Source organism: Ruegeria sp. BJ3, from assembly GCF_056535665.1.
This window is the reverse complement of record NZ_JBQFIT010000001.1, coordinates 1,967,537-1,990,368: the sequence shown is the minus strand read 5'-3', so window position 1 is coordinate 1,990,368 and position 22,832 is coordinate 1,967,537. Positions and strand designations below refer to the sequence as shown.

Genomic DNA, 22,832 nt, shown 5'->3' with positions numbered 1-22,832 from the left:
TGCCCTATAGTTGTGGATAAGTCGGCCACAGCGCTGACAAAAAGAGGCGGAACAAGGGACGAGGAGACGGCGGATGCGCTGCCCGTTTTGCGGAAATATCGATACTCAGGTCAAGGACTCGCGTCCGGCAGAAGATCACGTGGCCATCCGCAGGCGTCGGTTCTGCCCCGCATGCGGGGGCCGTTTCACCACCTATGAGCGGGTCCAGTTGCGCGACCTTGTGGTCATCAAGACAAATGGCAAACGCGAGGATTTCGACCGGGACAAACTGGAACGGTCAATCCGTATTTCGATGCAGAAGCGCCCGATTGATCCGGACCGCATCGACCAGATGATATCCGGCATCGTGCGGCGCCTGGAAAGCATGGGTGAGACCGACATTCCCTCCAACAAGATCGGCGAGATCGTCATGGAAGCTCTGGCGCGGATCGACACCGTCGCCTATGTTCGCTTTGCGAGCGTATACAAGAATTTCCAGGCGGCCGATGATTTCGAGGAGTTCGTCCACGAACTGCGCCCGCCGCAGCCATCGACTGACGAGTGACCGAAACAGACAAGCGATACATGGCGCTGGCCCTGTCCTTGGGGCGGCGCGGACAAGGATCTTGCTGGCCCAACCCCGCGGTCGGATGTGTTCTGGTGAAAAACGGCCGGATCGTCGGGCGCGGGTGGACGCAGCCCGGCGGTCGCCCTCATGCGGAAACCGAGGCTCTGGCCGAGGCCAGCGAACAAGCGCGTGGCGCGACGGCTTATGTTTCGCTGGAGCCATGTTCGCATCACGGCAAGACGCCACCTTGTGCTCAGGCGTTGATCGACGCCGGAGTGGCCCGTGTGGTTTCGGCGATCGAGGACAGCGATCCGCGCGTCGCGGGGCAGGGTTTTGCCATGTTGCGCGATGCCGGGATTGAGGTCACGACCGGGGTTCTGAGCGATCTGGCGGCAATGGACCACGCGGGCTTTTTCATGAAGACCGAGCAAGGCCGACCGTTCGTGACGCTGAAACTTGCCAGCAGCTTTGATGGACGAATCGCAACCGAGACCGGGCAGAGCAAGTGGATCACCGGCCCCGAGGCCCGCCGGGCGGTGCATGCCATGCGGGCGCAGCACGATGCGGTGATGGTCGGCGCGGGCACCGCGCGGGCCGACGATCCTTCGCTGACGGTTCGTGATCTGGGTATCGACCGGCAGCCCGTGCGTGTCGTGGTTTCACGTCACCTTGAATTGCCTTTGCTCAGCCAATTGGCCCGAACCGCCTCTGATATTCCCGTTTGGCTGTGCCATGGCCCGTCGCCCGATCCCGAGCGTGCCGCGGCGTGGCAGGGACTGGGCGCGCGGCTGATATCCTGCGCTTTGCAGGATCACCGGATCGACGCCGCAGACATGCTGCACCAATTGGGGCAGGCCGGTCTGACCCGGGTATTCTGCGAGGGGGGCTCGGCTCTGGCTGCGTCCCTGCTGGCAAATGATCTGGTCGACGAGCTGGTCGGTTTCAGCGCGGGCTTGGCCATCGGAGCCGAGGGCTTGCCCGCCATTGGCGCCATGGGGCTTGAGGAATTGGGGGACGCGCCCCGCTTTTCGCTGGTCGAAACCCGGGACTTGGGTGGCGATGTCCTGCATGTCTGGCGCAGGCCGGTCGGCTAGCGGCGAGCCCTAGCGCCACAGGTTCGCATGTGTTGCAAAAGCCCCCTGAAGCTTAGCCAGCAGCCGAATTGCCGGCCCAGCTGGTGCAATCGGGCCATTCGTCAAACGGTCTGCGACAACCTCCGCCGGGCATGCGTCGCGCGTGACTGGATCGAAATACCGTGGATAGTCGATGAGCGTGGCGTAGGCCAGGCCCAGCACTGTCGGTCGCGCGCCTCGTCGCGCCGGGACCGATCCAAGGTCGGTCGTCAGACCCCAGCCGGCGTAGAACGGAGCCCCAAGCGTAGTGACCTTTATCCCGCGCAGCAAAGCTTCGAACCCAAGCAGTGAGGTCATTGTCCAGACCTCATGAACCTCCGGCAGAACCAGTGCCGGATCCACATCGTGGAGGACGACATCCGCCAGACCCTCGGCGTCTATTCGACCGTCCCGAAGCCCGGCCTCAACATCCGGATGCGGCTTGTAGATCAGAACTGCGGCGGGATTGGCCGCGCGAACGGTGCTCAGCAACTCGAGATTTGTGCGGACCGTGCTGGTGCCCAACCGGATCGAGGCGTCGTCCTCTACCTGGCCAGGTACAAGAATCCGGTGCCCGTCCGGCAAGGGCGGGCAACCGCCGCCCGTATTGTATTTGCTTAGCCCCGCCGCGGTGAGTTGCGTCACCAGGCGGCGTATCCGTATCTCCTGATCGGGTCGCAACTCTTCGCGAGCGGTGATCAGTTCTTCCAGACGGCTGGGTCGGGTGGGGTCGTAGTAAATTCCAAGGTCGTCGGTCACAAGTGAAAGCGGGGGCACAAGGTTGGCCCCCAACCCGCGCGAGCGCAGAAAACCGTCTTCGACGCGGACCACATCTTCGGCTTCCAGATCACGATTGGCCCAGACCATATGGGACCGATCGGTCGCCGAGGGCCGTTCCGGCACGAAACGGACTTTTTTCCACTTCCCGAAGGTTTGCTGAATATGCCTGCGTTTCCACAGGCGCATTCCAGACGCTGTCCAGCCGTGCCTGTCCTGTCGCCAGGCGCGGCTCTGGGCTTCAAGCGTATCCAGCACCGTTTCAAGCTCACACAGCTGGTCGCGATAGGGATCGTACCACGTCGGGTACAGTATCATGGCGGCAGCGAATAGTTGGGCGCGAGTCAGATTGCGCTGCCGGCGCGGCAGAGGCATCTCGTCCTGCGTCAGACCCCACCCGGCGTAGAAGGGTTGCCCAAAAACCCTAGGTTTGTGACCGGCCAGAATGGCCTCAAACCCCAGTTGCGAGGACAGGGTATAGACCCCAATCGCGCCTTCCAGCAACGACCAGGGGCTGATCTGATCCGCCAACAGGGAAACACGGTCAGTTTCGTCATCCTCCGAGAAGAAACCGCGCCGGTGACCCTGCAGTGTTTCCGGGTGGGTCTTGATGATCACACGCGCCCCGGGGTTTTCCTCTTGGGCCATGATCAGCATTTCCAGAAACCGCGCAGGGTCGCCCCGGCTTGCCGTAACCGCCGCATCGCCCTGTATCTGATCGACAACCAGTACATAGCCCGGATCCGGGGGTGCGATATCCGGGTCGCATGCCGAATACTTGCTCAGATGCGATTCCTTCAGCCGTGCGATCGCGCCGCGCGCCCGATCCAGCAGGGCGGTGTCATCCAGCGGGTGCGTGGCCAGCAGAGTTTCGAGGTCCGACGGCTGTGACGGATCGAAATGCATCGCACGTCGTTCCAGAAGCAGGCCCAGCGGCGGCTCGTGATCGCGCCCCGGCAGCAGGGATCGCAGGAATGCATCCTCGACCCGCAACAGCGGGATATTCCGGTCTTTCGCAACTCGGGTTCCGCGGTGCGCAGTCGGGCTTTCGCCCCAGATGCCCACCATGTCGCCCGAACGCGGAAGCCCAACGCGAATGTCGAATCCCGTCAGCGACAGGATGCGGCGGATCCTACGTTGGGTCAGAAACCCGCCGTTGTAGACATACAGGCGCGTTCGATCCTCGGCGTCCGCAGTGTCGGCGCCGGGTTTCATGCCTCAGTTTCCGGTCAGCGTGGCGACGTTTGCAACGGGTGTCAGACCGCCGGCAATCAGCGAAATCGACTTGGTCCACTGTGCATACGGGGCTTCGGTCACGTAAATCGTGTCGTCGTCGCGGATCACGAAATCACGTGCCACAAACAGACCGTTGGGCGCCGTGAGGTTCAGCAGGTAGATCACGCGTTGTTCGCCCTGAAGGTTCGGCTGGCCCAGCACTTTGCGTGCGATATCTTCGCGCTCGTCCCTCAGAACGAAAATACCGGTGGGATCTGAGGACAGCGACTGCAAGCCGCCGACCTGCGCCAGCGCTTCCAGCGCGGACAGATCCTGACTGTCGAAAGCGACCCGGGATTGCCCACCCGTGGCCCCCAGCGCGACATACGACCGGGTGTCCTGTTCGACCAGGATGCGATCACCACCGCGCAGTGCGATGTCGGTTTCAGGATTGCGGAACAAATCGTCATACCAAACGGTGCCACGCTGATTGCCGCGGATTACAGTGACCAGCGCAATATCCGGGGCGACCGCCACGCCGCCGGCCCTGGCAAGCATCGTCGAAAGCGTGCGGGTCGGGCGCTCGATCGGGTAGATGCCAGAGGCACCGATCGTACCGGTTACCGAGACCGTTGCACCGTCACCCGCCACGCGGCGGATCTGAACCTGCGGATCAGGCGTCTGCTCGCGCAGCTTTTCTGCAATCAGCGAGCGTAGCTGCTCGGGCGTGTTGCCCGATGCGCGCAAGCGGCCGGCATAGGGCACGAAGATAAAGCCTTCGCTGTCGACCTGAACCTCATCGAGATTGGTCGATGGGCCGGTTTCACCGGCCAGCAGACCGTCGTCGACGTTTTCCCAGATGGTCAGGCCAAGCACGTCGCCGGGACGAATGGTGTCGGATGTTACGCTTTGTGCTGACCGGAAGGCAGGCGGAAAGCCAAACTGTGGAACCGCAGAGGTGACGTGGGCCACCCGGTCATCAACTTCGACCACGTGGGCGTTGCCGCCATTGACTGTCGAGCCCGCCAGAATTTCGGTTTTGTTCGGCCCGGCCTTGGGCAGTTGGCACGCTGTCAGAAGGCCAATGGCTGCAACAAGGGACAACCCTCGTATCCATCGAGTAGGGAAACGCTGCACTGCCGAAATACCTCGAGTTTCGTATGTAGTCTTTTGGTTTGCGGTCAAACTAGCGGTTTCATACTTCAAGTTCCAGCCAGCCAAGCACCGTGTCATTCAACGATTTTCAACTGTGGCGTGATGGTCGCGATTCCGGTCAGCGCGGCCTGATAAGGGTCGCGAGCCTGCAACATCATGTCTGCAACCCGCCGCAGCAACTGGCGCCGTCCGCCGCGTGAGTAATAGCCGCCCGGCACCTGGCTGGTTTCCAACAGGAATTGGCGGTATGCCCGATAGGCCTCCGTGTCCGGTTTTTGCGGGTGCCTGAAGAATTCGTCAATCGGTTGATGCGAGACCAGTTCAGGCTTGTCGTAGACCGACTTGCCGAAGACACGCAGAGGGATGCCGCGCCACAGAGCCTGCTGTCCGGCGGTGGAGTTGATGGTCAGGGCCGAGCTCGCGTGATCCAGAAGTCGCGCCAGCTTTCCCCCGGGCACGTAATGCACGCGATCCGAAATGCCCAGTTCGCGCGCAAGTGCTTGGACGCGTCTTCTTAGCGGCTCGCGCTGGTTCTCAAGGGGATGTTCCTTGATGACAAGGCGGTGGTGGGACGGAGCGCCCTTGGCGAACCCCTCCATCACCGGGGTGATGAAATCGGCCATGCATGAAAAGTCTGAATGCGCCTGGACCGAACTGTCGTGCCCCAGTTGCAGCAGCACCAGATGATAGGGGAACCCGCCGCGCCTTACGCGCCAGGTGGCGAGAACGCGCTGCAGTCGATGGATCGGCATGAGCGCCAAACGTTTGAAATACAGTTTGAATTCCTTTGAGACAGGCACTTCTCGGTGCGGGCGGAAATTACGGTACCCACGGTTCGCACACAGAACGAACCAGTGGTACAGTGCGCCGTAGAAAATGTGTTGCCGCATATCCCCCCAATGTGACGGGGGTGGGGGCGTTTTGGCGCCCGAGCTTTGCAACGCTTGCTGCATCTGGGCGATTTCCAGATCCATCAGGCGAGAATGTCCGTTTGACCCATTGCGTTCATAGGTGACCCACCAAGGTCGAAGGTACCCTTCCTCGAACACATGAACACGGATGCCGTGGCTTCGCGCCGTACGGATCGCGTCGGCGTGCACCGAGCGAACATCGCCATAAAGCACGATGTCGGTTACACCGCGCGACAGGATGATGTTCGTCAGGCTTTCCGGCCAGTTTTCTAGCCCGCCGCGATAGGGGATATAGCTGGCGCGATCGAACCAAAAGGCCTGGTCCCCGGCGTTGAACCCGACACGCCACACCTGCGCGCCAGCCGCGCGCAACATGCGCCCCAGGCCGCTGAAGAACGGCCCATGCGGCCCCTGCAGAAACAGGAATACGCGACTGTCGGAGTTGTCCTTCGGTTGCCTCATGCCAGATGCTCGAATTCTGGTTGCCCGTGTTTTGTTGAACAAACTATGCCTTTTTGCGGCCAGCCGGGCAAGGCAGGGCTTGCTCCGCCCGCCACTTGGCCTTACCTCGGCGTGGATTGCATGGCACAGCTTAGGCGCAGAGGGTTAACGGAATGTTTACTGGGATCGTCACCGATATCGGCACAATCATCGAGTTGGAGCAGCAGGGCGATCTGCGTGCGCGCATCCGGACAGGCTATGATACATCCGGCATAGATATTGGTGCGTCGATCGCCAGCGACGGGGTTTGCCTGACCGTCATCGCGCTGGGTGATGACTGGTACGATGTTCAGATCAGCGCCGAGACCGTTTCCAAAACCAATCTGGACGGCTGGAAGGTGGGCTCAAGGGTCAACCTTGAACGGGCCTTGAAGGTGGGTGACGAATTGGGTGGCCATATCGTATCGGGACACGTGGATGGCGTCGCCGAGATCGTCGCGATGGCCGAAGAAGGCGACAGCACCCGCGTGTCCCTGCGCGCGCCCAAGGATTTGGCGCGCTTCATCGCGCCCAAGGGCTCGGTTGCTCTGAACGGCACTTCGCTCACGGTCAACGATGTCGACGGTTGCGATTTCGGGATCAACTTCATTCCTCATACCAAAGAGGTGACGACCTGGGGCGCGGCGAAGGTCGGAGATCGGGTCAATCTGGAAATCGACACGCTGGCCCGGTACGTGGCCCGTCTGGCCGAGGTTTCGTGATCACCAGCGAAGAAATTGCGTCGCGTTAGCTACGGCCCACTTCGTTTGCGGACTGGCCTTTGCGCGCGCGCTGGTCTATCCCGCGATGCAACACCTGCTCTGTGAAAGGCTGCCCCATGAGCTTTGAAACACCCGGACCGGTCGAGGCCCAGCTGCGCGACGCGATCAGCCCGATCGAAGAGATCATCGAAGAGGCGCGCCAGGGCCGGATGTACATCCTGGTCGATCACGAGGACCGCGAAAACGAAGGCGACCTTGTGATCCCGGCGGAATTTGCCGATGCCGAGGCGATCAATTTCATGGCCACCCATGGCCGCGGCCTGATCTGCCTGCCGATGACGGCCGAGCGGATCGACCGTCTGGGCCTGCCGATGATGGCCGTGAACAACTCGTCGCGGCACGAGACCGCCTTTACCGTCTCGATCGAAGCACGCGAAGGCGTTAGCACCGGCATTTCCGCCGCCGACCGGGCGCTGACCATCGCCACCGCGATCAACGAACAGAACACCATGGCGCATCTGGCCACGCCGGGCCATGTCTTTCCGCTGCGCGCCAAGCGGGGCGGGGTGCTGGTCCGCGCCGGTCACACCGAGGCCGCCGTGGACATTTCGCGCCTGGCCGGGTTGAACCCCTCGGGCGTGATCTGCGAGATCATGAAGCCCGACGGCACCATGGCCCGGCTGCCCGATCTGGTCGAATTCGCCAAGGAGCATGGGCTGAAGATTGGCACCATCAGCGACCTGATCTCGTACCGTGCGCGCCACGACAATCTGGTGGTCGAGACCGCGCGCAGAACGGTCACGTCGGAATATGGCGGCGAGTGGGAGATGCGGATCTTCACCGATCAGACCCACGGGATCGAACATGTGGTGATGATAAAGGGCGACATCAGCACGCCCGAGCCGGTGCTGACCCGCACCCACGCGCTGCACGAGGCGTCGGACATTCTGGGGCTTGGTCCGAAATCGCCGCAGGAACTGCCGCGCGCGATGGAAAAGATCGCAGCCGAAGGGCGCGGCGTGGTCTGCCTGTTTCGCAACCCGCGCAACTCGCTGTACGCGGCCGAGGACGAAGGCCCGCGCACCATCAAGCAAACCGGTCTGGGCGCGCAGATCCTGTCCAAGATGGGCATCAAGGAACTGGTGCTGCTGACCGACTCGCCGCAGACGAAATACCTGGGTCTGGACGCCTTTGGCCTGTCCATCGTCGGGACCCGCTCGATTCTCAAGGATGACTGAGCATGGCTGAGCAAGACAAACACGGCGTTCTGCCGACTCCGAAATTCGATGACCCGGTCAAGCTGCTGATCGTCGTGGCCCCGTTCTATCGCGCCATCGCCGACGACCTGGTTCGCGGCGCCAAGGCCGAAATCGAGGCCGCCGGCGGCAGCTGCGAGGTGGTCGAGGTGCCCGGTGCGCTCGAGATCCCGACGGCGATTGCCATGGCCGACCGCCAGTGCAACTTTGACGGCTACGTCGCACTGGGCTGCGTGATCCGGGGCGAGACCACGCATTACGAAACCGTCTGCAACGATTCCAGCCGCGCAATCCAACTGCTGGGCCTGCAGGGCCTGTGCATCGGCAACGGCATCCTGACGGTTGAAAATGACGCGCAGGCCGAAGTGCGTGCAAATCCGGAAAAAATGAACAAAGGCGGCGGCGCGGCGGCTGCGGCCTTGCATCTGATCGCACTCAGACGTAAGTGGGGCGCTTCGAAAAAGGGCGTCGGATTCAAGCCGCCGTCCGAGTCCATCCTCGTGGCGGGCGACAGCAACGGATCAACGACAGCATGACCCAGACAGACACGCCGAAACCGGCAAGCCGGAAACGCCTGATGAAATCCGCCGCGCGGCTGTATGCCGTGCAGGCGCTGTTCCAGATGGAGCAGTCGGGCCAGACGACCGAGCAGGTGGTCAACGAGTTTCTGGATCACCGGTTCGGCGCGGTCTACGAGGGCGACGAGATGCTGGAAGGCGACAGCTCGGTCTTCCGCAAGCTGGTGGATGACGCGGTGAACTATCAGGCGCCGATCGACCAGATGACCGACCGGGCGCTGGTGGCCAAGTGGCCGATCTCGCGCATCGACCCGACCTTGCGGGCGCTGTTCCGCGCGGCCGGCGCCGAGCTGAGCCAGAGCGACACGCCGCCCAAGGTGGTCATCACCGAATTCGTCGACGTGGCGCGCGCCTTCTTCCCCGAAGGCAAGGAACCGAAATTCGTCAACGCGGTTCTGGACCACATGGCCCGCGAGGCCAAGCCCGAGGCGTTCTGACGCGCCACGGGCGATTTTACCCGGCATGAAATTGCGCTAGACTCCTGTCGTGTGAAGGAGGTGCGTCATGCCGAAACTGATCCGTCTTTACATCACCCAGGTTGCACTGGGCTTTGTAGTCTCGGCTGTGTTTGTCGCCGTGCTGCTGATGTTGAACGTGGCCAACCTGCGCCACCTCATCACCGGGTCCGACATAGGCTTTATCGCTCTGATCATGATCTGGTTCATGAACGGGATCGTTTTTGCGGGCGTCCAATTCGCCTATGCGATCATGAGCATGGCCGAAAAGCCCAAAGGCCCTCGCGGAGGAACCCCGGTTGCGGTCAAGCTGGAACCTGTGCGCGTCGAAGCGCGCCGGTCGTGATGGGTGGTTGCTGACGCTTGCAATTGGTCTGCCCCTGACATTTGATGCGCAAGCGTATCGAATTGTCCATGAAAGACCGATTCCTTGACCAAGCCAAGTTATGAAGACGTCAGAAATTCGCCGGCGTTTCTGGATGATCTGTCAAGTTTGAATCAGGCGATTGCGGACGGGCTGAAACAAGCAGGCGAGCCGGTCGCGATCAATGGAAACGTGTGCTACGCACACATGCAGGAGGACTTTCACACATCCGATCTGGCGCCATCGATGGAGCCGAAACGGCGTGCTCTTCACCGGCTGGCACAGGAAAGCAATTGTTTTGCCGAGGTCGGAGTGGCGGGCGGTCACGCGGGTCTGTTGGCGCTGCACTCGAACCCCGGTTTGAAATATATCGGCATCGACCTTGGACAGCGTTTGCGCGCCTCGTGGCCGCCGGTCGACATCTATGTGCCGATTGCATTCCGATGGTTCGAAAACCGCTTCCCTGATCGCGTGAAGTTCTACCTCAGGCCGGCGACCGAAGGGCTTGAGCAGGCGGTTCAGGATCGGCCGTTCGGCCCGATCAACCTGTTGCACTTGGATGCGCAGAAGAACAGCAGGGTCGCCGAGCTGGATGCGGTCTGGTCTGGCCTGGCTGACAGATGCTACTTGATTCAGGGAGACAACCGAAACGGCCATGTGCAGGCAAGCTCGGCCCGTTTGGTCCAGCAAGGGCGCGCGCGGCCGGTCAACCTGATTGGGCAGGAAACCCTGCACAGCGCGAATTTCGGCCTTTTGGAGACCGGCCCGGGCGTTGTGCGCAACGCACTCAGCCTGGACGGGCTTGCCCATCAGCGCATTCTTGTGTGCGTGTGCCATCAGGATGATGAAACGCTGTTTGCCGGCTCACTTCTGGCGCACCTCAAGGGGCGTGCCGAAGTTGTCGTCGCAAGCTTCTTCCGGCCTGCATCCAACCGTAGAGACACCGACACGCGCGAGGCAGCGATGCAAAAGGTGTGCGAAATGATTGGTGCCACCCGGGTGCAACTGCCTTTTGCGGTCGAAAGTGATTACCCGAGGCTGCGCCGTTTTATTCGCATGCCAACCGGCGATGGCTTGCCAGAACCCGAAATCGTCCGGCCATTGCGCCGCCATCCGTTGTTTGGACTGTTATCTGGATCTGCCTATGCGTTGATGAAGCAGTTCGCGCCGACAACCGTCATCACTCACAACCGAGTTGGCGAATACGGGCATGTCGAACACGTGCTGCTGCATCATGCGGTCAAGCAGGCATCTGCACGTTACACGGACGTCCAGATGTTGACGTTTGGATTGAACCTGCCAGCGGCAGATTTGACCGTGCCAAGCCTGCCGGAGCAAAAAAATAGGATGTTTGACGGCTATATGCCGCAATGGAACGGGCGCAGGCTTTATGATTTTGCTCTGGATGACGAAACCTTCGCACGGGTCGATCCGCAAGAAATCCCCTGATCGGAAAGCGGCGGGACCACCAGGCAACCGTGCGGTTTTGATTCCCGAGGACCTGTATGTACAGGTGGGCGCCAGGTAAACGGGCCAGGACCCGAACAGAGCCAGCTCCCTCGGAATTGCTTAAGGCCACCGGAATGCTACCAGTCACGAGAAGGGCAGAACCCGCCAAGGACGTAAGTAGGGCGCAACACTGAGTTGCACAAGGGGCTTGCACAACAGTTTTTGGTCTGGGTCGTGCGGAAGTTGATTGTGGGGGCAAATCTTGGGCATGCGGGCCGGATCAAATCCGGGATGATGATCAACACCTGCCAACTTGACAATTTGTTCACTAATTGTTCACACTCTGCGTATGACAGTTGAACTTCAGCCCGGACAAAGACTGGCCAGGGGTGTCTCTCGACACCTTGTGACGCACGGCTTTGTTTCGATTGAGGAATTCGTCCCGACCCGCGGGTTGCGCGTTGACGTCATGGGGTTGGGGCCAAAGGGCGAGCTATGGGTGATCGAGTGCAAGTCCAGCCGGACGGACTACATGTCCGATTCGAAGTGGCAGGGTTATCTGGATTGGTGCGACCGCTTCTTCTGGGCGGTGGACACGGACTTTCCCACCGAGCTGCTGCCCGCTGAAACCGGACTTATCATTGCGGATGCTTATGACGCCGAGATCGTACGCATGTCCCCCGAGGCCAAGTTGGCCGGGGCAAGACGCAAAAAGATGATCCAGAAATTTGCCATGGACGCCGCGCGGCGGTTGCATGGCCTGCGTGACCCTCGGCTTTGACTTCAGCCTTTGACGGCGCGTGCGGCTTGTGCTGCGGCGCGGATCTCGTCGGCGATTTCCTCGGCTTCTTCCGGGTCGAAATCCATGGGGATTTCAAGCTCGCCCGCCTCGATGAACAGGCGCACCATTCCATGGTCGGTCGGACCGATCTGAAGGTTCGCTTCGATGTCACGTTCGGTATTGATGCCCATTCTCGCCTCCGGGGACTGAGCGTTTCTGCTAGCCTGCAACGCAATGGGAATCAAGCGGAGTGTGTGGCCGATGTCGCAAGGGGACTATGCTGTGATCCGGCCGTTTCGCGACGATGACCGCGATTGGCTGGTCGAGCGCCACGGAACGCTTTACGCGCGGGATGAAGGGTTTGACGAGAGTTTCGCCCCGCTGGTGGCCCGTATTCTGGACGAATTTGTCGCCAGGCATGATCCCCAACGCGAGAGGGGATGGATCGTTGAAAGTGACGGAAGGCGCCTTGGTAGTATTTTCTGTGTCGCGCTGGATGAAACCACCGCCAAACTGCGCCTTTTTCTGCTGGAACCCGACGCGCGGGGCAAGGGGCTTGGGGCGCGGCTTTTGATGACATGCATGGGTTTTGCACGATCCGCAGGGTACACGTCGATGGTCTTGTGGACCCACGAAAGCCACAGGGCTGCCTGCAAGCTGTACCGGGCCCATGGATGGCGCCTGACCGACAGCAAATCGGTTCATTCCTTCGGCGTCGATCTCATCGAACAAAGCTGGTCAATTCGACTTTAAGGCTCTTGCAATCCCCGAACGCGTTCGTTAAATCGCCCCTCACGAGTGCCGCCTTAGCTCAGTTGGTTAGAGCGCTGGATTGTGGATCCAGAGGTCCCCTGTTCAAGCCAGGGAGGCGGTACCATCTCCCCTCGACAAGACTGCTCGTCCTCCGCCTGTGACTGTGCGCTTTTTTTCCGTCAGTCCGGTGAGGATTACAGAGGCCGGCCGCACGATATTTTCGGTGCAACCGGCGGAATTAAATTGGTTTTTACTGTTCCCCTTTACGCCGGAAGCCGTAGGTTTGGGATTGTGCGAGAGGGCAATGGACCCCGGATGGAACCTGTCGCCTGCTTCAGTGGTGCTATGTGCACTTGCGTCTGAACGTCGGGTGCGCGTGTAGCGGTGCACCAGTTGGAGCAGACATTCCCTCGCACGGAATTCGACCCTCGCAGCATTGGTGCGCTTTGTGTAAGAAGAAGGTCAAAGGCAGTTCGGGAACAGGCGTAAATGTCTCAGACCATTACCGTATTCACGACGATGAAGAACGAAGGCCCCTACATGCTGGAGTGGGTCGCATTTCATCGGACTTTGGGCGTCGATCACTTTGTGATCTTCACCAATGACTGTGAGGACGGTACCGACAGAATTGCACAACGCCTTGAGCAGATGGGTTTGGCATCCCACGTCCCAAATGCTGTGCCTGAGGGTGGAAACCCCCAGCACCAGATGCTCCGGCGGGCACGGCGGCATCCCAAGGTCAAAGAAGCCGATTGGCTGATGTGCCTTGATGTCGATGAGTTTTGGAACATCCGATGCGGCGACAACAGCTTCGCGGCGTTGATTGATGCCGTCGAACAGAAGGCAGGACAATCGGTGGACGCCATTTCGTTCGCATGGCGGTTGTTTGGGACGTCGGGCAATATCAGTTTTGACGACACGCCCGTGACACGGTCTTTTTGCATGGCCGATCAGGAGTTTCCCTATCATTCGGGTCGCGCATATGGTCTGAAAACGCTGTTTCGGAACAATGGCAAGTTCACTCGGTTCGGTCCGCATAGACCCAAGGGCATTGAACAGGGCAAAGAGGCCGAGGTCGCATGGTCGGACGCCGGCGGAAATCTGTTTCCGGCCCAGAATGTCGGTTGGCGCGCGTGGAGGAATTTTGACCATTCCTTCGGACGGCTCCATCATTATTCCGTTCGATCTCTGGATGGCTTTCTTATCAAGCGGGACCGGGGGCGGACCAACCACGTAAAGGTGGATCAGGGGCAATCCTACTGGTCGGACATGAATGCAAACAAGGTTAAGGACACCTCGATCCAGCCGATCGCTCAGCGTGCAGCACCGTTGCTTGACGAACTCAAATCGGATCCCGAGCTGCGCGAATTGCACGAACGGGCCTGCGACTGGCACCGCGCCAAAATCGCCGAGATCAAGATGCGCCCTGATTGGGTGGAGTTCCGGTCTTGGCTGGCCGACAATCTGGTGTGACGGCCATGGCGGACGATCTAACCAAAGCGCAGCTGCAACCTGACCACCCGGATCGTAAGACCGGCTATGAACGCATTCTGACCGATCCGCCTCCGCCTTGGTTTGTCGAGATTTACCCCGGCGGGGACGGGAAGGGGTTTCTGCAAAAGCTCGACCGTCACTCGGTTCTCTTCCACCAGCGTGACTCGGCGCGGCTGGTCATTAGTTTTGACAATATTGCAAATGCCAATGACCTGTCCTTTGCCCGCGAGCCGTGGGGCTGGAAGTTTTTCCGGGACGAGGGATGGTCCCATCTGGGCGTGATCGCCCGCACAAAGGCATGGTATCGCGACCCCGAAATCATCGGTTATTTCGAGGACAAGGCGCGCGAGGGGTTTTTTGACCAGTTCGATCAGGTCGTGTTTGCCGGAGCGTCCATGGGAGGGTTCGCCGCGTTGACCTTCTCGGCGCTGGTGCCGGGTGCGATCGTCATTGCTTTCAATCCTCAGACCACATTGGACGAGCGGCGGGTCCCTTGGGAAACTCGCTATCGGTTCGGCCGTGTCCAGGACTGGGATCTGCCACTGAGCGACGCTGTCGAAACCGTTCAGGCAGCTGCTCGAGCCTATGTGTTTTACGACCCGTTCTTTGACTTGGACAGGCAACAGGTCACACGGCTGCAGGGCGGCAATGTCGTTCTTCTCAAAACCTGGTTCGCCAACCACTTTGCCGCGCCCATGCTGCGGAAACTCAATCTTTTGAAGCCGGTGATGCAACATGCGATGCGTGGGACCCTGGAGCCGTCCGAGTACTACAAGATGATGCGTGCCCGCCGGAGACTGCCGATCTACATGCGCGGTATTGAAGCTGTGGGCGAAGAGCGTCACCCAAAGCTGGTAATGGCCGCCCGCCAGCGGTTCCGGGCCATGCGCCGGGCTATGGCGGCAGGGGACGCGTCATGACGCCCAAACGGGGCGTGTTCATCGGCCAGCGCAAGGACCGCATGGGTGCCCGACTGCTGATGATGCTGACCTGCATACGCCTGGCCGAGGATTTTGACGCGGATTATCGGGTCAACTGGTTTCCACCGGGGGCCGATGCCCCCGAACTGGACAACCCGGAAGAGCTGTTCGATCCCGAATGGATCAAGTCTCACTTTCTGGATCAGAAAACCCACGATCGGCTGTCGAAGAATGCGCTGCCCGTCTGGAGCTTTTTGGGCGACGCGACGCCCGATCGGCTGACGGCGCATCTGGCCGCTGGCCGCTCGGTCTTGGTCGAAGAGGGGTTCGAGGTTCTTGCCTTTCCTTGGGAGGATATTGAGGCGATCCGCCCACGCTACCGCGAGTTCATTCACCGTATCGGGTTCACTCCGCAAATCCGGCACATCATGGAGCTTGCCGATGCAAGGCTCTCGCGGCAGGGCGTTTCTGCCTACCATATCCGGCGCGGTGACATCCTGAACGCGCTGCCCTGGAAGCACACCACCTGGCCGGCAAAGGTCGAGCCGGAAGAACTCTACGATATGCATCTTTCCAAGAGGCTGGACCGGCCCGCGATCATGTTCTCGGACCAGCCCGAGCTGATTGCGCGGTTTCAAAAGCGTTATCCGAACCTGATGCAGATGTCCGACATTGCGGACCTGTCGGGAATGACCCGAGCGCAGCGCGACTTTCTCGAGCTTTTTGCGATGTCCCGGGCCGAACAGGTGATCGCTCCGTTCATCTCGGCCTTTTCCATGGCAGCCGCACGGATTTCGGGGCAGCAAAGACTGGTATTCCGCGATGTCCTGACCGAGGCCGAATTGGACCAGGCGAACGAAAGCGTCATCCGTCGCGTGGCGCAAGGCCCCGAGACGTTTCTGAACCCGTCCGAGGCCGCCCATGTCTATGCCAAGGCTGCGCAATATCTGTGCGCCCAGGATCGGTGCCAAGAGGCTTTTGATCTGGGCCAGCCGATCCTCGATGCCGGGGCGGACAACGCTTTTCTGCCCCTGTTGCAGGCGTTGAACGCGTTCTACCTGGGCAAGTGGAAGGAAAGCGAGCAGCTGGCCCGGGACGGGTTGGAAAACCCGCATCTTTGGCCCGAAGATCACGCGGTTCTGACCGCGTTGCGGGGGGCCATCCTTGGCGCCAGAAAGAAACGCTGGGCTGCCGGGCGTCATTTCGCAAAAGCGTTTTGGGCCAAGCCGTTGCGACCCGATGTTGTGGTTTTGGGTTCGCGCATGCTGTACCGCGACCAACTGCCCGTTCGACTGTTTCCGCCGGTGGATTGGTCCCTGCAGCGCAGGCTGCGCCAACGTCGGTTTCCTCCGTTCAACAACCTGTACCTTGTCCAGCACAAGGTGATCGTGAGGGCGCCCTGCAATTTCGACATGATCCTGCTTGATTGGTCCGATCTTTCCTTGGACCAGCGCGCCAAGCGGCTGCAGGACAGCAGTCCGCGCCTGCAAGCTTTGTGGGCCGGGTTGACTGCGATCGACGACGTGCCGGAACAAGACCCCGCTGTAGAAAGCCTGTCATCGTTGCTGCAATGGCGCATGGGCGAGGTTGCCGTCGAGGCGGCAATTGATGCCGCCCGGGACGTGGTTCTTCGGTGCCCTGACAACCCCCTGTACCACAAACGTCTTGCCGAGCTCTATGCGGATGCCGGTGACCGACGACAGGCGCGATTGACTATGGCCGAGGCGCTGGCTTGTGACCCTGACAGCGCGTTTTTGGTTTTCGCGATGGGGCAACTCTTGGTGCGCATCGGCGCTGAAGAGCAGGCCGAGGCGCAGATCCTGCACGCGGCCGAGCTGGACGACATCACCGCTGCCATTCAAGGGGCCGCGGGTCAGATTTGCCTGAAGCGTGGTGAAAAACAGCGGGCGCAAGTGTTTCTGCAACGGGCCAAGGCGTTGTGCCCAACCTACAAACGGTTTTCCAATCAACTCAAAAGGGCAGAAGGGTAACATGCGGGCCTTTCGCGATATCCAGCACCATTCAGGGTCATCTGTGTGCAAACACACCCAAGGTTTCGGCTTGGTCACCGCCTGCAATGGAATTAGTCTGCCGGGCAAACACTGGTCTTGCGTGCCCGCGTCCGGCCTGCATGGCACCAAAAACTGAGGCAAAAATGGTCGATCAGCCCCCCCGCTTTGTCAGCGTTACCCCGATGAAGAACGAAGGCCCTTTCGTTCTGGAATGGGTCGCGCACAATCAGGCTATTGGCATCGACCAGATGGTCGTGATGACGAATGACTGCACGGACGGGACGGATGAGTTGCTCGAGCGGCTAGAAGAGCGTGGGGTTCTGATCCATGTGGACAACAATTCCCGTCGCGCAACAAGCCCTCAGAAACGCGCGTACAAACGCTTTTTGCAAATGGAGATCGCGGGTCCTGAAGACTGGGTGATCGTGATCGACGCCGACGAGCAAATCAATGTGAAGACGGGCGACAACACACTGAAGTCATTGGTTGATGCTGTGCCTGATGCCAAGATGATTTCAATGACCTGGCGGTTGTTCGGCAATGCCGGAGTGGTTCAGTACGAAGACAGGTTCCTGTCCGAGCAATTCCGCCATGCTGCCCCCGAACGCAAACCCAGACCGGCGCAGGCATGGGGGCTGAAGACGATGTTCCAGCGGCACTTGTGGGATGTGATCGGTGTTCACCGCCCCAAACGTCCGACGGTCGACCGCATGGAAGACTGCCACTGGTACAATGGTTCGGGCCAGCCAATGCCCGAGCGGTATTTTACAAGCAGTTGGCGGTCGGCGCGGGACTCGGTCGGATATGACCTTGTGCAGCTCAACCACTACGCTCTGAAGTCCTGCGAGAGCTACTTGGTCAAGAAAGTGCGGGGACGGGCTCATCACACGGGCGACAGCCTGGGCTTGGAGTACTGGAACATCATGAACCAGAATGCGGTGGTCGAGACATCGGTCGATGCGATTGCCGCGCGCAAGCGGGACTGTTTCGACGACCTGATGTCGGACCCCGAAACGGCCCGGCTGCACCGCCAGTCCTGCGAATTGCACCGCAAACAGATATCGGAACTGCTGGGCACGTCCGAGATGCAGGAGTTGATGCATCAGATGACCGCGCAGGCCGATACCGTGACAAGAGGCGCGACCTGATGCTGTGGTTGCATTTGGGGATGCCGAAGACAGGGACGACGGCCTTGCAGTCCTATCTGCGCAACAATGCGTCGGCCTTGTCGGATTCCGGGCTCAGATACATGGAGGCCGGACGTCGCAGACCGGAAGGGGACGATCGCCCAAAGGTCAGCCATAACCTGTTGGCGTTCCACATGAACCAGTCCGCAGAACCGATGGACAAGTACCGTGAGGCTGTTGCGCGCGAGTACGAGGCACATGGCAGCAAGGCGTGTCTGATGTCGTCGGAAATGTTCTATTCGGCCGATCTGGAACGGCTTGCGCAGCTCTTCACCGAGATACCCGCTCGCGAAATGCGTGTGGTATTCTATTGCCGCCGCTACTCCGATTTCTTTGAGGCGGACTACAAGCAGCGGGCTAAAAATGGCCGTTTGTCAGCCGACGGTTCAGCCTTGATTCGGGACCAACTGGCGAAAATCAAAGCCGAGCCTCACTCGGTTTCTTTTTCCGGCGCGGTTTCCCGAATCCGCAACGCGTTCCCGGGTGTTACGGTTGTGCCGGCACTCTATGACCGCGAGGAAATGTTGAATGGCAATATCGTCGATGACTTCCTGAACAGACTGGGCGTGTCGCGACCCGGAGGGGAGGTTGCCAGTGAGCCTGCCAATCCAACACTGTCCCGCGCCGCCAGTGAAGCCTTTGGCGTCGTCACGCGAGCCATCGGGCGCAAGCGCAGCCGCCAACTGCGTCGCCAAGTACCCAAAGAACCCATCATGTTGCGGCGCCATGACGTTCTGGAACCCGAGGAACGGGCATGGCTTGATACCTATTTGACCGAGGCCGACGAAGGATTTCGGGCTGAATTCTTTCCCGACCGGGACACTCTTTTCAAACCGGTCTGGCTGAGCCCGGACGAAGTCAGGTTTCGTCGTGATGCGCCGGACGAGATCGTTGCGTTCAAGCAGGCTGCAGAAATCGTGTTCAGAATGGCCTTGGGTGAATAGGCTGGCGGCGCCAAAGGCTCAATCAAGCGAGATCTGCTGTCGTTGCTTCCCAGTGGTCTTGTCGAAGATTAGGATGCGGTTGTCATCGGTCACCACGGCGAACCAGTTGTTTCCGATGGTCACGGCTTGGGCCTTTGCACCGTCCGGCAGTTCGATCTGATCGGGCAGGGTGGGGGTCCGGTCGGATAGACGGATGACAATCAAGGCGAATGTCACTAGAACCCCGCCAATCATCACCGCGGTCAGCAGCATGACCATGCGGCGCAGAAGGCGCAGTTGAGGCGTTTCCTGCGGTTCTTGGGGATCTGAAGGGACAGTCATGGGCACCCGGCAAATAGACTTCGTTATCGCGGACGCTCCGCCGCCCCGCCTTGATAAGGCGCTTTCGCGGGATGTTCCAGCAGGTGAAAGCCTGTCGCGGACCCGGCTGGCCCGGCTGATCGAAGAGGGCGCGGTTCTGGTCGACGGCAAGGTCGTGCTCGACGCCAAAGCCAAAGTGCCGGAAGGCGCCGTTGTGTCCATAACCGTCTCCGAAGCGGACGAGAGTCACATCGGGGCCGAGGACATTCCGCTGGACATCGTGCATGAAGACGCTGACCTGATCGTGATCAACAAGCCTGCGGGCATGGTCGTCCACCCGGCACCGGGATCGCCCAACGGCACTTTGGTGAACGCCCTGCTGCACCACTGTGGCGAGGAATTGTCGGGGGTAGGCGGGGTCAAGCGGCCGGGCATCGTGCACCGGATCGACAAAGATACCAGCGGGTTGCTGGTGGTTGCCAAATCGGACGCCGCCCACCAGGGGCTGGCGGCCCAGTTCGAGGCGCACAGCGTCGAGCGCTACTATCGCGCGGTCTGCTATGGCGTTCCGGATGCCAATGACCCGCGGCTGCGCGGTGTCAAAGGCGTGAGTTTTGAGCCCGGCAACGTGATGCGCATCACAACGCAACTGGCCCGGCACAAACATGATCGGCAGAAACAGGCGGTGCTTTTTCATGGCGGGCGTCATGCCGTGACGCGTGCGCGCGTCGTTGACGTGTTCGGACAACCCGGCGCGGTATCATTGATCGAGTGCTGGCTGGAAACCGGACGCACCCACCAGATTCGGGTGCACATGGCACATGCGGGCCACGGCTTGGTGGGCGACCCGGTCTATGGCGGCAAGCGTAAACTGTCGGCCCGGTCGTTTGATGCAGACGCTGCGGAGGCGGTGCGTGCGTTTCCGCGCCAAGCCCTGCACGCGGCTGTCCTGGGCTTTGTACATCCCGTCTCCGGCGAGGAAATGCGTTTTGAAGCAGCATTGCCGCAAGATATCGAGGCACTCATCTCGGTTCTGAAACAACCTGCAAAGTCTCGTGACTAAGACTTTCTTAGCTTTCCTTTATCGTTCCTTAATCCCAGACTGTTAATACCTGCTCTTGAATGGTCCTGAACGTGGCCCCATATCCATGTTAAGGGCGTAAACATTTGTCCAAGGGACGTGATACATGGCAAATTACAAAAATCTCCCCGTGCCTACGCCAGAAGGTGGGCTGAACCGGTATCTGCAGGAAATCCGCAAATTTCCCCTGCTGGAGCCGGAAGAGGAGTACATGCTGGCCAAACGTTGGGTCGAAGAGCAGGACACCGAAGCGGCGCACAAGATGGTGACATCGCATCTGCGACTGGCCGCCAAGATCGCCATGGGCTATCGCGGCTATGGTTTGCCGCAGGCCGAGGTGATTTCCGAGGCCAATGTGGGCCTGATGCAAGCCGTCAAGCGGTTCGATCCGGAAAAAGGCTTCCGTCTGGCGACCTATGCGATGTGGTGGATCCGCGCCTCGATCCAGGAGTACATCCTGCGATCCTGGTCACTGGTGAAACTGGGCACCACCTCGGCGCAGAAAAAGCTGTTCTTCAACCTGCGCAAGGCGAAGGCCCGGATTGGCGCGTTGGAGGAGGGCGACCTGCACCCGGACAATGTCAAGCAGATCGCCAACGATCTGGGCGTGACCGAAGAAGAGGTCATCAGCATGAACCGCCGCATGTCGGGCGGGGATGCGTCGCTGAACGCCACGGTCGGTTCCGACGGCGAAGGCACCATGCAGTGGCAGGACTGGCTGGAAGACGAAGATGCAGACCAAGCCGGCGACTATGAGGCCCGCGAAGAGCTTGAGGTGCGTCGCGAGTTGCTGACCGAGGCGCTGGACGTTCTGAACGACCGCGAAAAAGACATCCTGACCCAGCGCCGGTTGATGGATCAGCCCGTGACGCTCGAGGAACTGAGTACGCAGTACAATGTCAGCCGCGAACGCATCCGTCAGATCGAGGTGCGCGCCTTTGAAAAGCTGCAGAAAAAAATGCGTGAGTTGGCGCGTGAAAAGGGCATGCTGGCCAGCGCCTGATCACGGCAATCAGATGAACAAGCGGCCCGGGGAAACCCGGGCCGTTTTTTGCGCCATGTCCTACTGCAGTTGCTGGCGGAATACCCGTACCATGTTTTCGCCCATGACCTTGCGGATCTGAGCTTCGGTCAGGCCTTCGTCCAGCAAGGCCGAGGTCAGCGCCGCCAGTTCCGACGTGTCGAATGCGGTCTCGACCGAGCCGTCATAGTCGGACCCCAGCGCGACATGGTCTTCCCCGACCGTCTCGATGGCTGCATTGATCATTTTGGCAATTCCCGACGGGGCGATGTCGCCGCAGGTGACGTCTGCCCAGTATCCCATGCCGATGACACCGCCGGTCGCCGCGATTTCCTTCATCAGGTCATCGGGATAGTTGCGCTTGACCGGGCAGAACCCGTGCAGTCCGCCGTGGCTGACGATCAGCGGCTCGTCGGTCATGTCCAGCACGTCGCGCGCCACTTGCGGGCTGGAATGGGCCAGGTCGATCACCACCGGGCGTTTGGCCAGTTCGGCCACCACCTGCCGTCCGAATTCGGTCAGGCCCGTGTTCCCGGTGCCGTGCAGCGAGCCGCCCAGTTCGTTGTCGAAGAAATGCTGCAGCCCGAACACCCTGTGGCCTGCATCGAATATCGGGTCGAGATTGGCCAGATCGCCCTCCAGCGGATGGGCGCCTTCGATCCCCAGAATGCCGCCCACGACCTTTTCGCCGCGCGCGCGGGCCTCGAGCACTGCGTCCAGATCCGCGCGTGTCTTGATGACCTTGAGATGTCCGCTTGAGGCCGCCTCGAACCGGTGCAGTTTCTCGGCCTGATAAATCGCGCGTTCCTTAAGGCTGTCCCAAGTCCGCAGCGGCCACAGCTGACCAATGGCCAGAAGGGTGATGTTGTCGAATGCCTCAGCCGAGTTTGCCTCGTAATTCTGCCCGGCCGGTGATTTGGTCACGGCGGTGAACACCTGCAGGGCCACGTTGCCTTCGATCAGTCGGGGGATATCCACCTGGCCGCGGGTTCCCCGCTCGGTCAGGTCGCGGCTCCACAACAGCGGATCGGCATGCAGGTCGCCCACGATCAGGGTTTCGTGCAAAGCAGCGGCGGTGTCGGACACCGGATATGGGTCGTGGTCGATCACGTTGTTGCGCGCGTTTTCGACATACGGCGGCACTACCACGAAAAATATCACGGCCCCGATGACGATCACAGCCGCCGTTAGGCCTGCCAGCCATTTCAGAAATCTTTTCACGTTAGTCCCTCCCGTTTGTCATGCGCAGATTACGGGTGTCCCGCGAACAGAAAAGCCTGACTTGGCGTCGCTTGGCTGGTACAGAGGGCGCAACGGA

23 protein-coding genes and 1 tRNA gene are annotated in these 22,832 nt (G+C 60.4%); 18 read left to right on the top strand and 6 right to left on the bottom strand.

Features of this window, described 5'->3' with window-relative positions:
• Positions 1-73: 73 nt before the first annotated feature.
• Both nrdR and ribD read left to right on the top strand, forming a co-directional pair.
• Positions 74-544, top strand: a complete 471-nt coding sequence (gene nrdR / locus ACR3EL_RS09980; protein WP_039534475.1) for a transcriptional regulator NrdR — start codon at positions 74-76, stop codon at positions 542-544.
• On the top strand, positions 541-1,641 hold the full coding sequence (gene ribD / locus ACR3EL_RS09975) for a bifunctional diaminohydroxyphosphoribosylaminopyrimidine deaminase/5-amino-6-(5-phosphoribosylamino)uracil reductase RibD (protein WP_480721435.1): 1,101 nt from the start codon (positions 541-543) through the stop codon (positions 1,639-1,641). The genes nrdR and ribD overlap by 4 nt, the downstream gene beginning before the upstream one ends.
• Positions 1,642-1,650: 9 nt before the next feature.
• On the opposite strand, the gene ACR3EL_RS09970 is transcribed toward ribD, so the two are convergent.
• The 3 genes from ACR3EL_RS09970 to ACR3EL_RS09960 all read right to left on the bottom strand — a co-directional run bounded on the left by ACR3EL_RS09970 (position 1,651) and on the right by ACR3EL_RS09960 (position 6,179).
• A complete protein-coding gene (locus ACR3EL_RS09970) occupies positions 1,651-3,651 on the bottom strand; it encodes a capsular polysaccharide biosynthesis protein (protein WP_170368286.1) in 2,001 nt (666 codons plus the stop codon).
• A gap of 3 nt (positions 3,652-3,654) precedes the next feature.
• Positions 3,655-4,788, bottom strand: a complete 1,134-nt coding sequence (locus ACR3EL_RS09965) for a polysaccharide biosynthesis/export family protein (RefSeq protein ID WP_367646340.1) — start codon at positions 4,786-4,788, stop codon at positions 3,655-3,657.
• 92 nt (positions 4,789-4,880) lie between these two features.
• Complete coding sequence (locus ACR3EL_RS09960; RefSeq protein WP_170461819.1) at positions 4,881-6,179, bottom strand: capsule biosynthesis protein; 1,299 nt, start codon at positions 6,177-6,179, stop codon at positions 4,881-4,883.
• A gap of 152 nt (positions 6,180-6,331) precedes the next feature.
• Between ACR3EL_RS09960 and ACR3EL_RS09955 the strand changes: the two genes are divergently transcribed.
• The 7 genes from ACR3EL_RS09955 (at position 6,332) to ACR3EL_RS09925 (ending at position 11,802) form a co-directional block, all read left to right on the top strand.
• Positions 6,332-6,919: a riboflavin synthase gene (locus tag ACR3EL_RS09955; RefSeq protein ID WP_170461821.1), complete on the top strand. Its 588-nt coding sequence runs from the start codon at positions 6,332-6,334 to the stop codon at positions 6,917-6,919.
• A 116-nt stretch (positions 6,920-7,035) separates the two neighbouring features.
• Positions 7,036-8,157 carry a 3,4-dihydroxy-2-butanone-4-phosphate synthase gene (gene ribB, locus ACR3EL_RS09950; RefSeq protein ID WP_480721431.1) on the top strand — a complete coding sequence of 374 codons (1,122 nt, stop codon included), beginning with the start codon at positions 7,036-7,038 and terminating at the stop codon, positions 8,155-8,157.
• Between the two features lie 2 nt (positions 8,158-8,159).
• Positions 8,160-8,711 carry a 6,7-dimethyl-8-ribityllumazine synthase gene (locus ACR3EL_RS09945; protein ID WP_005983872.1) on the top strand — a complete coding sequence of 184 codons (552 nt, stop codon included), beginning with the start codon at positions 8,160-8,162 and terminating at the stop codon, positions 8,709-8,711.
• Positions 8,708-9,190 (top strand): transcription antitermination factor NusB, encoded by a 483-nt coding sequence (nusB, locus tag ACR3EL_RS09940; RefSeq protein WP_093961764.1) that lies wholly within the window; start codon positions 8,708-8,710, stop codon positions 9,188-9,190. The genes ACR3EL_RS09945 and nusB overlap by 4 nt, the downstream gene beginning before the upstream one ends.
• A gap of 67 nt (positions 9,191-9,257) precedes the next feature.
• Positions 9,258-9,554: a hypothetical protein gene (locus ACR3EL_RS09935; protein WP_170339134.1), complete on the top strand. Its 297-nt coding sequence runs from the start codon at positions 9,258-9,260 to the stop codon at positions 9,552-9,554.
• Positions 9,555-10,043: 489 nt separating this feature from the next.
• Positions 10,044-11,021: a PIG-L deacetylase family protein gene (locus ACR3EL_RS09930; RefSeq protein WP_170339133.1), complete on the top strand. Its 978-nt coding sequence runs from the start codon at positions 10,044-10,046 to the stop codon at positions 11,019-11,021.
• Positions 11,022-11,370: 349 nt separating this feature from the next.
• On the top strand, positions 11,371-11,802 hold the full coding sequence (locus ACR3EL_RS09925) for an MmcB family DNA repair protein (protein ID WP_170339131.1): 432 nt from the start codon (positions 11,371-11,373) through the stop codon (positions 11,800-11,802).
• Positions 11,803-11,804: 2 nt separating this feature from the next.
• Here ACR3EL_RS09925 and ACR3EL_RS09920 read toward each other — a convergent pair whose 3' ends face one another.
• Complete coding sequence (locus tag ACR3EL_RS09920; RefSeq protein ID WP_093961768.1) at positions 11,805-11,993, bottom strand: DUF6324 family protein; 189 nt, start codon at positions 11,991-11,993, stop codon at positions 11,805-11,807.
• 70 nt (positions 11,994-12,063) lie between these two features.
• Here ACR3EL_RS09920 and ACR3EL_RS09915 point away from each other — a divergent pair, with 70 nt between their 5' ends.
• The 7 genes from ACR3EL_RS09915 (at position 12,064) to ACR3EL_RS09885 (ending at position 19,112) form a co-directional block, all read left to right on the top strand.
• Positions 12,064-12,555, top strand: coding sequence for a GNAT family N-acetyltransferase (locus tag ACR3EL_RS09915; protein WP_170339129.1), 492 nt, complete (start codon positions 12,064-12,066; stop codon positions 12,553-12,555).
• 47 nt (positions 12,556-12,602) lie between these two features.
• A tRNA-His gene (locus ACR3EL_RS09910) sits at positions 12,603-12,679 on the top strand.
• Between the two features lie 365 nt (positions 12,680-13,044).
• Positions 13,045-14,028: a glycosyltransferase family 2 protein gene (locus ACR3EL_RS09905; RefSeq protein WP_170339127.1), complete on the top strand. Its 984-nt coding sequence runs from the start codon at positions 13,045-13,047 to the stop codon at positions 14,026-14,028.
• Between the two features lie 5 nt (positions 14,029-14,033).
• A complete protein-coding gene (locus ACR3EL_RS09900) occupies positions 14,034-14,969 on the top strand; it encodes a hypothetical protein (protein ID WP_480721425.1) in 936 nt (311 codons plus the stop codon).
• Positions 14,966-16,960 carry a tetratricopeptide repeat protein gene (locus tag ACR3EL_RS09895; RefSeq protein ID WP_480721423.1) on the top strand — a complete coding sequence of 665 codons (1,995 nt, stop codon included), beginning with the start codon at positions 14,966-14,968 and terminating at the stop codon, positions 16,958-16,960. Before ACR3EL_RS09900 ends, ACR3EL_RS09895 begins: the two co-directional genes overlap by 4 nt.
• 164 nt (positions 16,961-17,124) lie before the next feature.
• Positions 17,125-18,129 (top strand): glycosyltransferase family 2 protein, encoded by a 1,005-nt coding sequence (locus ACR3EL_RS09890; RefSeq protein WP_480721421.1) that lies wholly within the window; start codon positions 17,125-17,127, stop codon positions 18,127-18,129.
• A gap of 101 nt (positions 18,130-18,230) precedes the next feature.
• Positions 18,231-19,112, top strand: coding sequence for a hypothetical protein (locus ACR3EL_RS09885; RefSeq protein ID WP_480721419.1), 882 nt, complete (start codon positions 18,231-18,233; stop codon positions 19,110-19,112).
• A gap of 18 nt (positions 19,113-19,130) precedes the next feature.
• Here ACR3EL_RS09885 and ACR3EL_RS09880 read toward each other — a convergent pair whose 3' ends face one another.
• Positions 19,131-19,433, bottom strand: coding sequence for a DUF6476 family protein (locus ACR3EL_RS09880; protein WP_093961773.1), 303 nt, complete (start codon positions 19,431-19,433; stop codon positions 19,131-19,133).
• Between ACR3EL_RS09880 and ACR3EL_RS09875 the strand changes: the two genes are divergently transcribed.
• Together ACR3EL_RS09875 and rpoH are read left to right on the top strand one after the other, a co-directional pair.
• Positions 19,432-20,475: an RluA family pseudouridine synthase gene (locus ACR3EL_RS09875; protein ID WP_170580063.1), complete on the top strand. Its 1,044-nt coding sequence runs from the start codon at positions 19,432-19,434 to the stop codon at positions 20,473-20,475. The two genes, ACR3EL_RS09880 and ACR3EL_RS09875, sit on opposite strands and share 2 nt — an antisense overlap.
• Positions 20,476-20,599: 124 nt before the next feature.
• On the top strand, positions 20,600-21,496 hold the full coding sequence (gene rpoH, locus ACR3EL_RS09870) for an RNA polymerase sigma factor RpoH (RefSeq protein WP_170339116.1): 897 nt from the start codon (positions 20,600-20,602) through the stop codon (positions 21,494-21,496).
• Positions 21,497-21,556: 60 nt separating this feature from the next.
• Here rpoH and ACR3EL_RS09865 read toward each other — a convergent pair whose 3' ends face one another.
• Entirely contained in the window at positions 21,557-22,735 is a 1,179-nt protein-coding gene (locus tag ACR3EL_RS09865) for a dipeptidase (protein ID WP_170339114.1), read from the bottom strand.
• Positions 22,736-22,832: the final 97 nt, after the last annotated feature.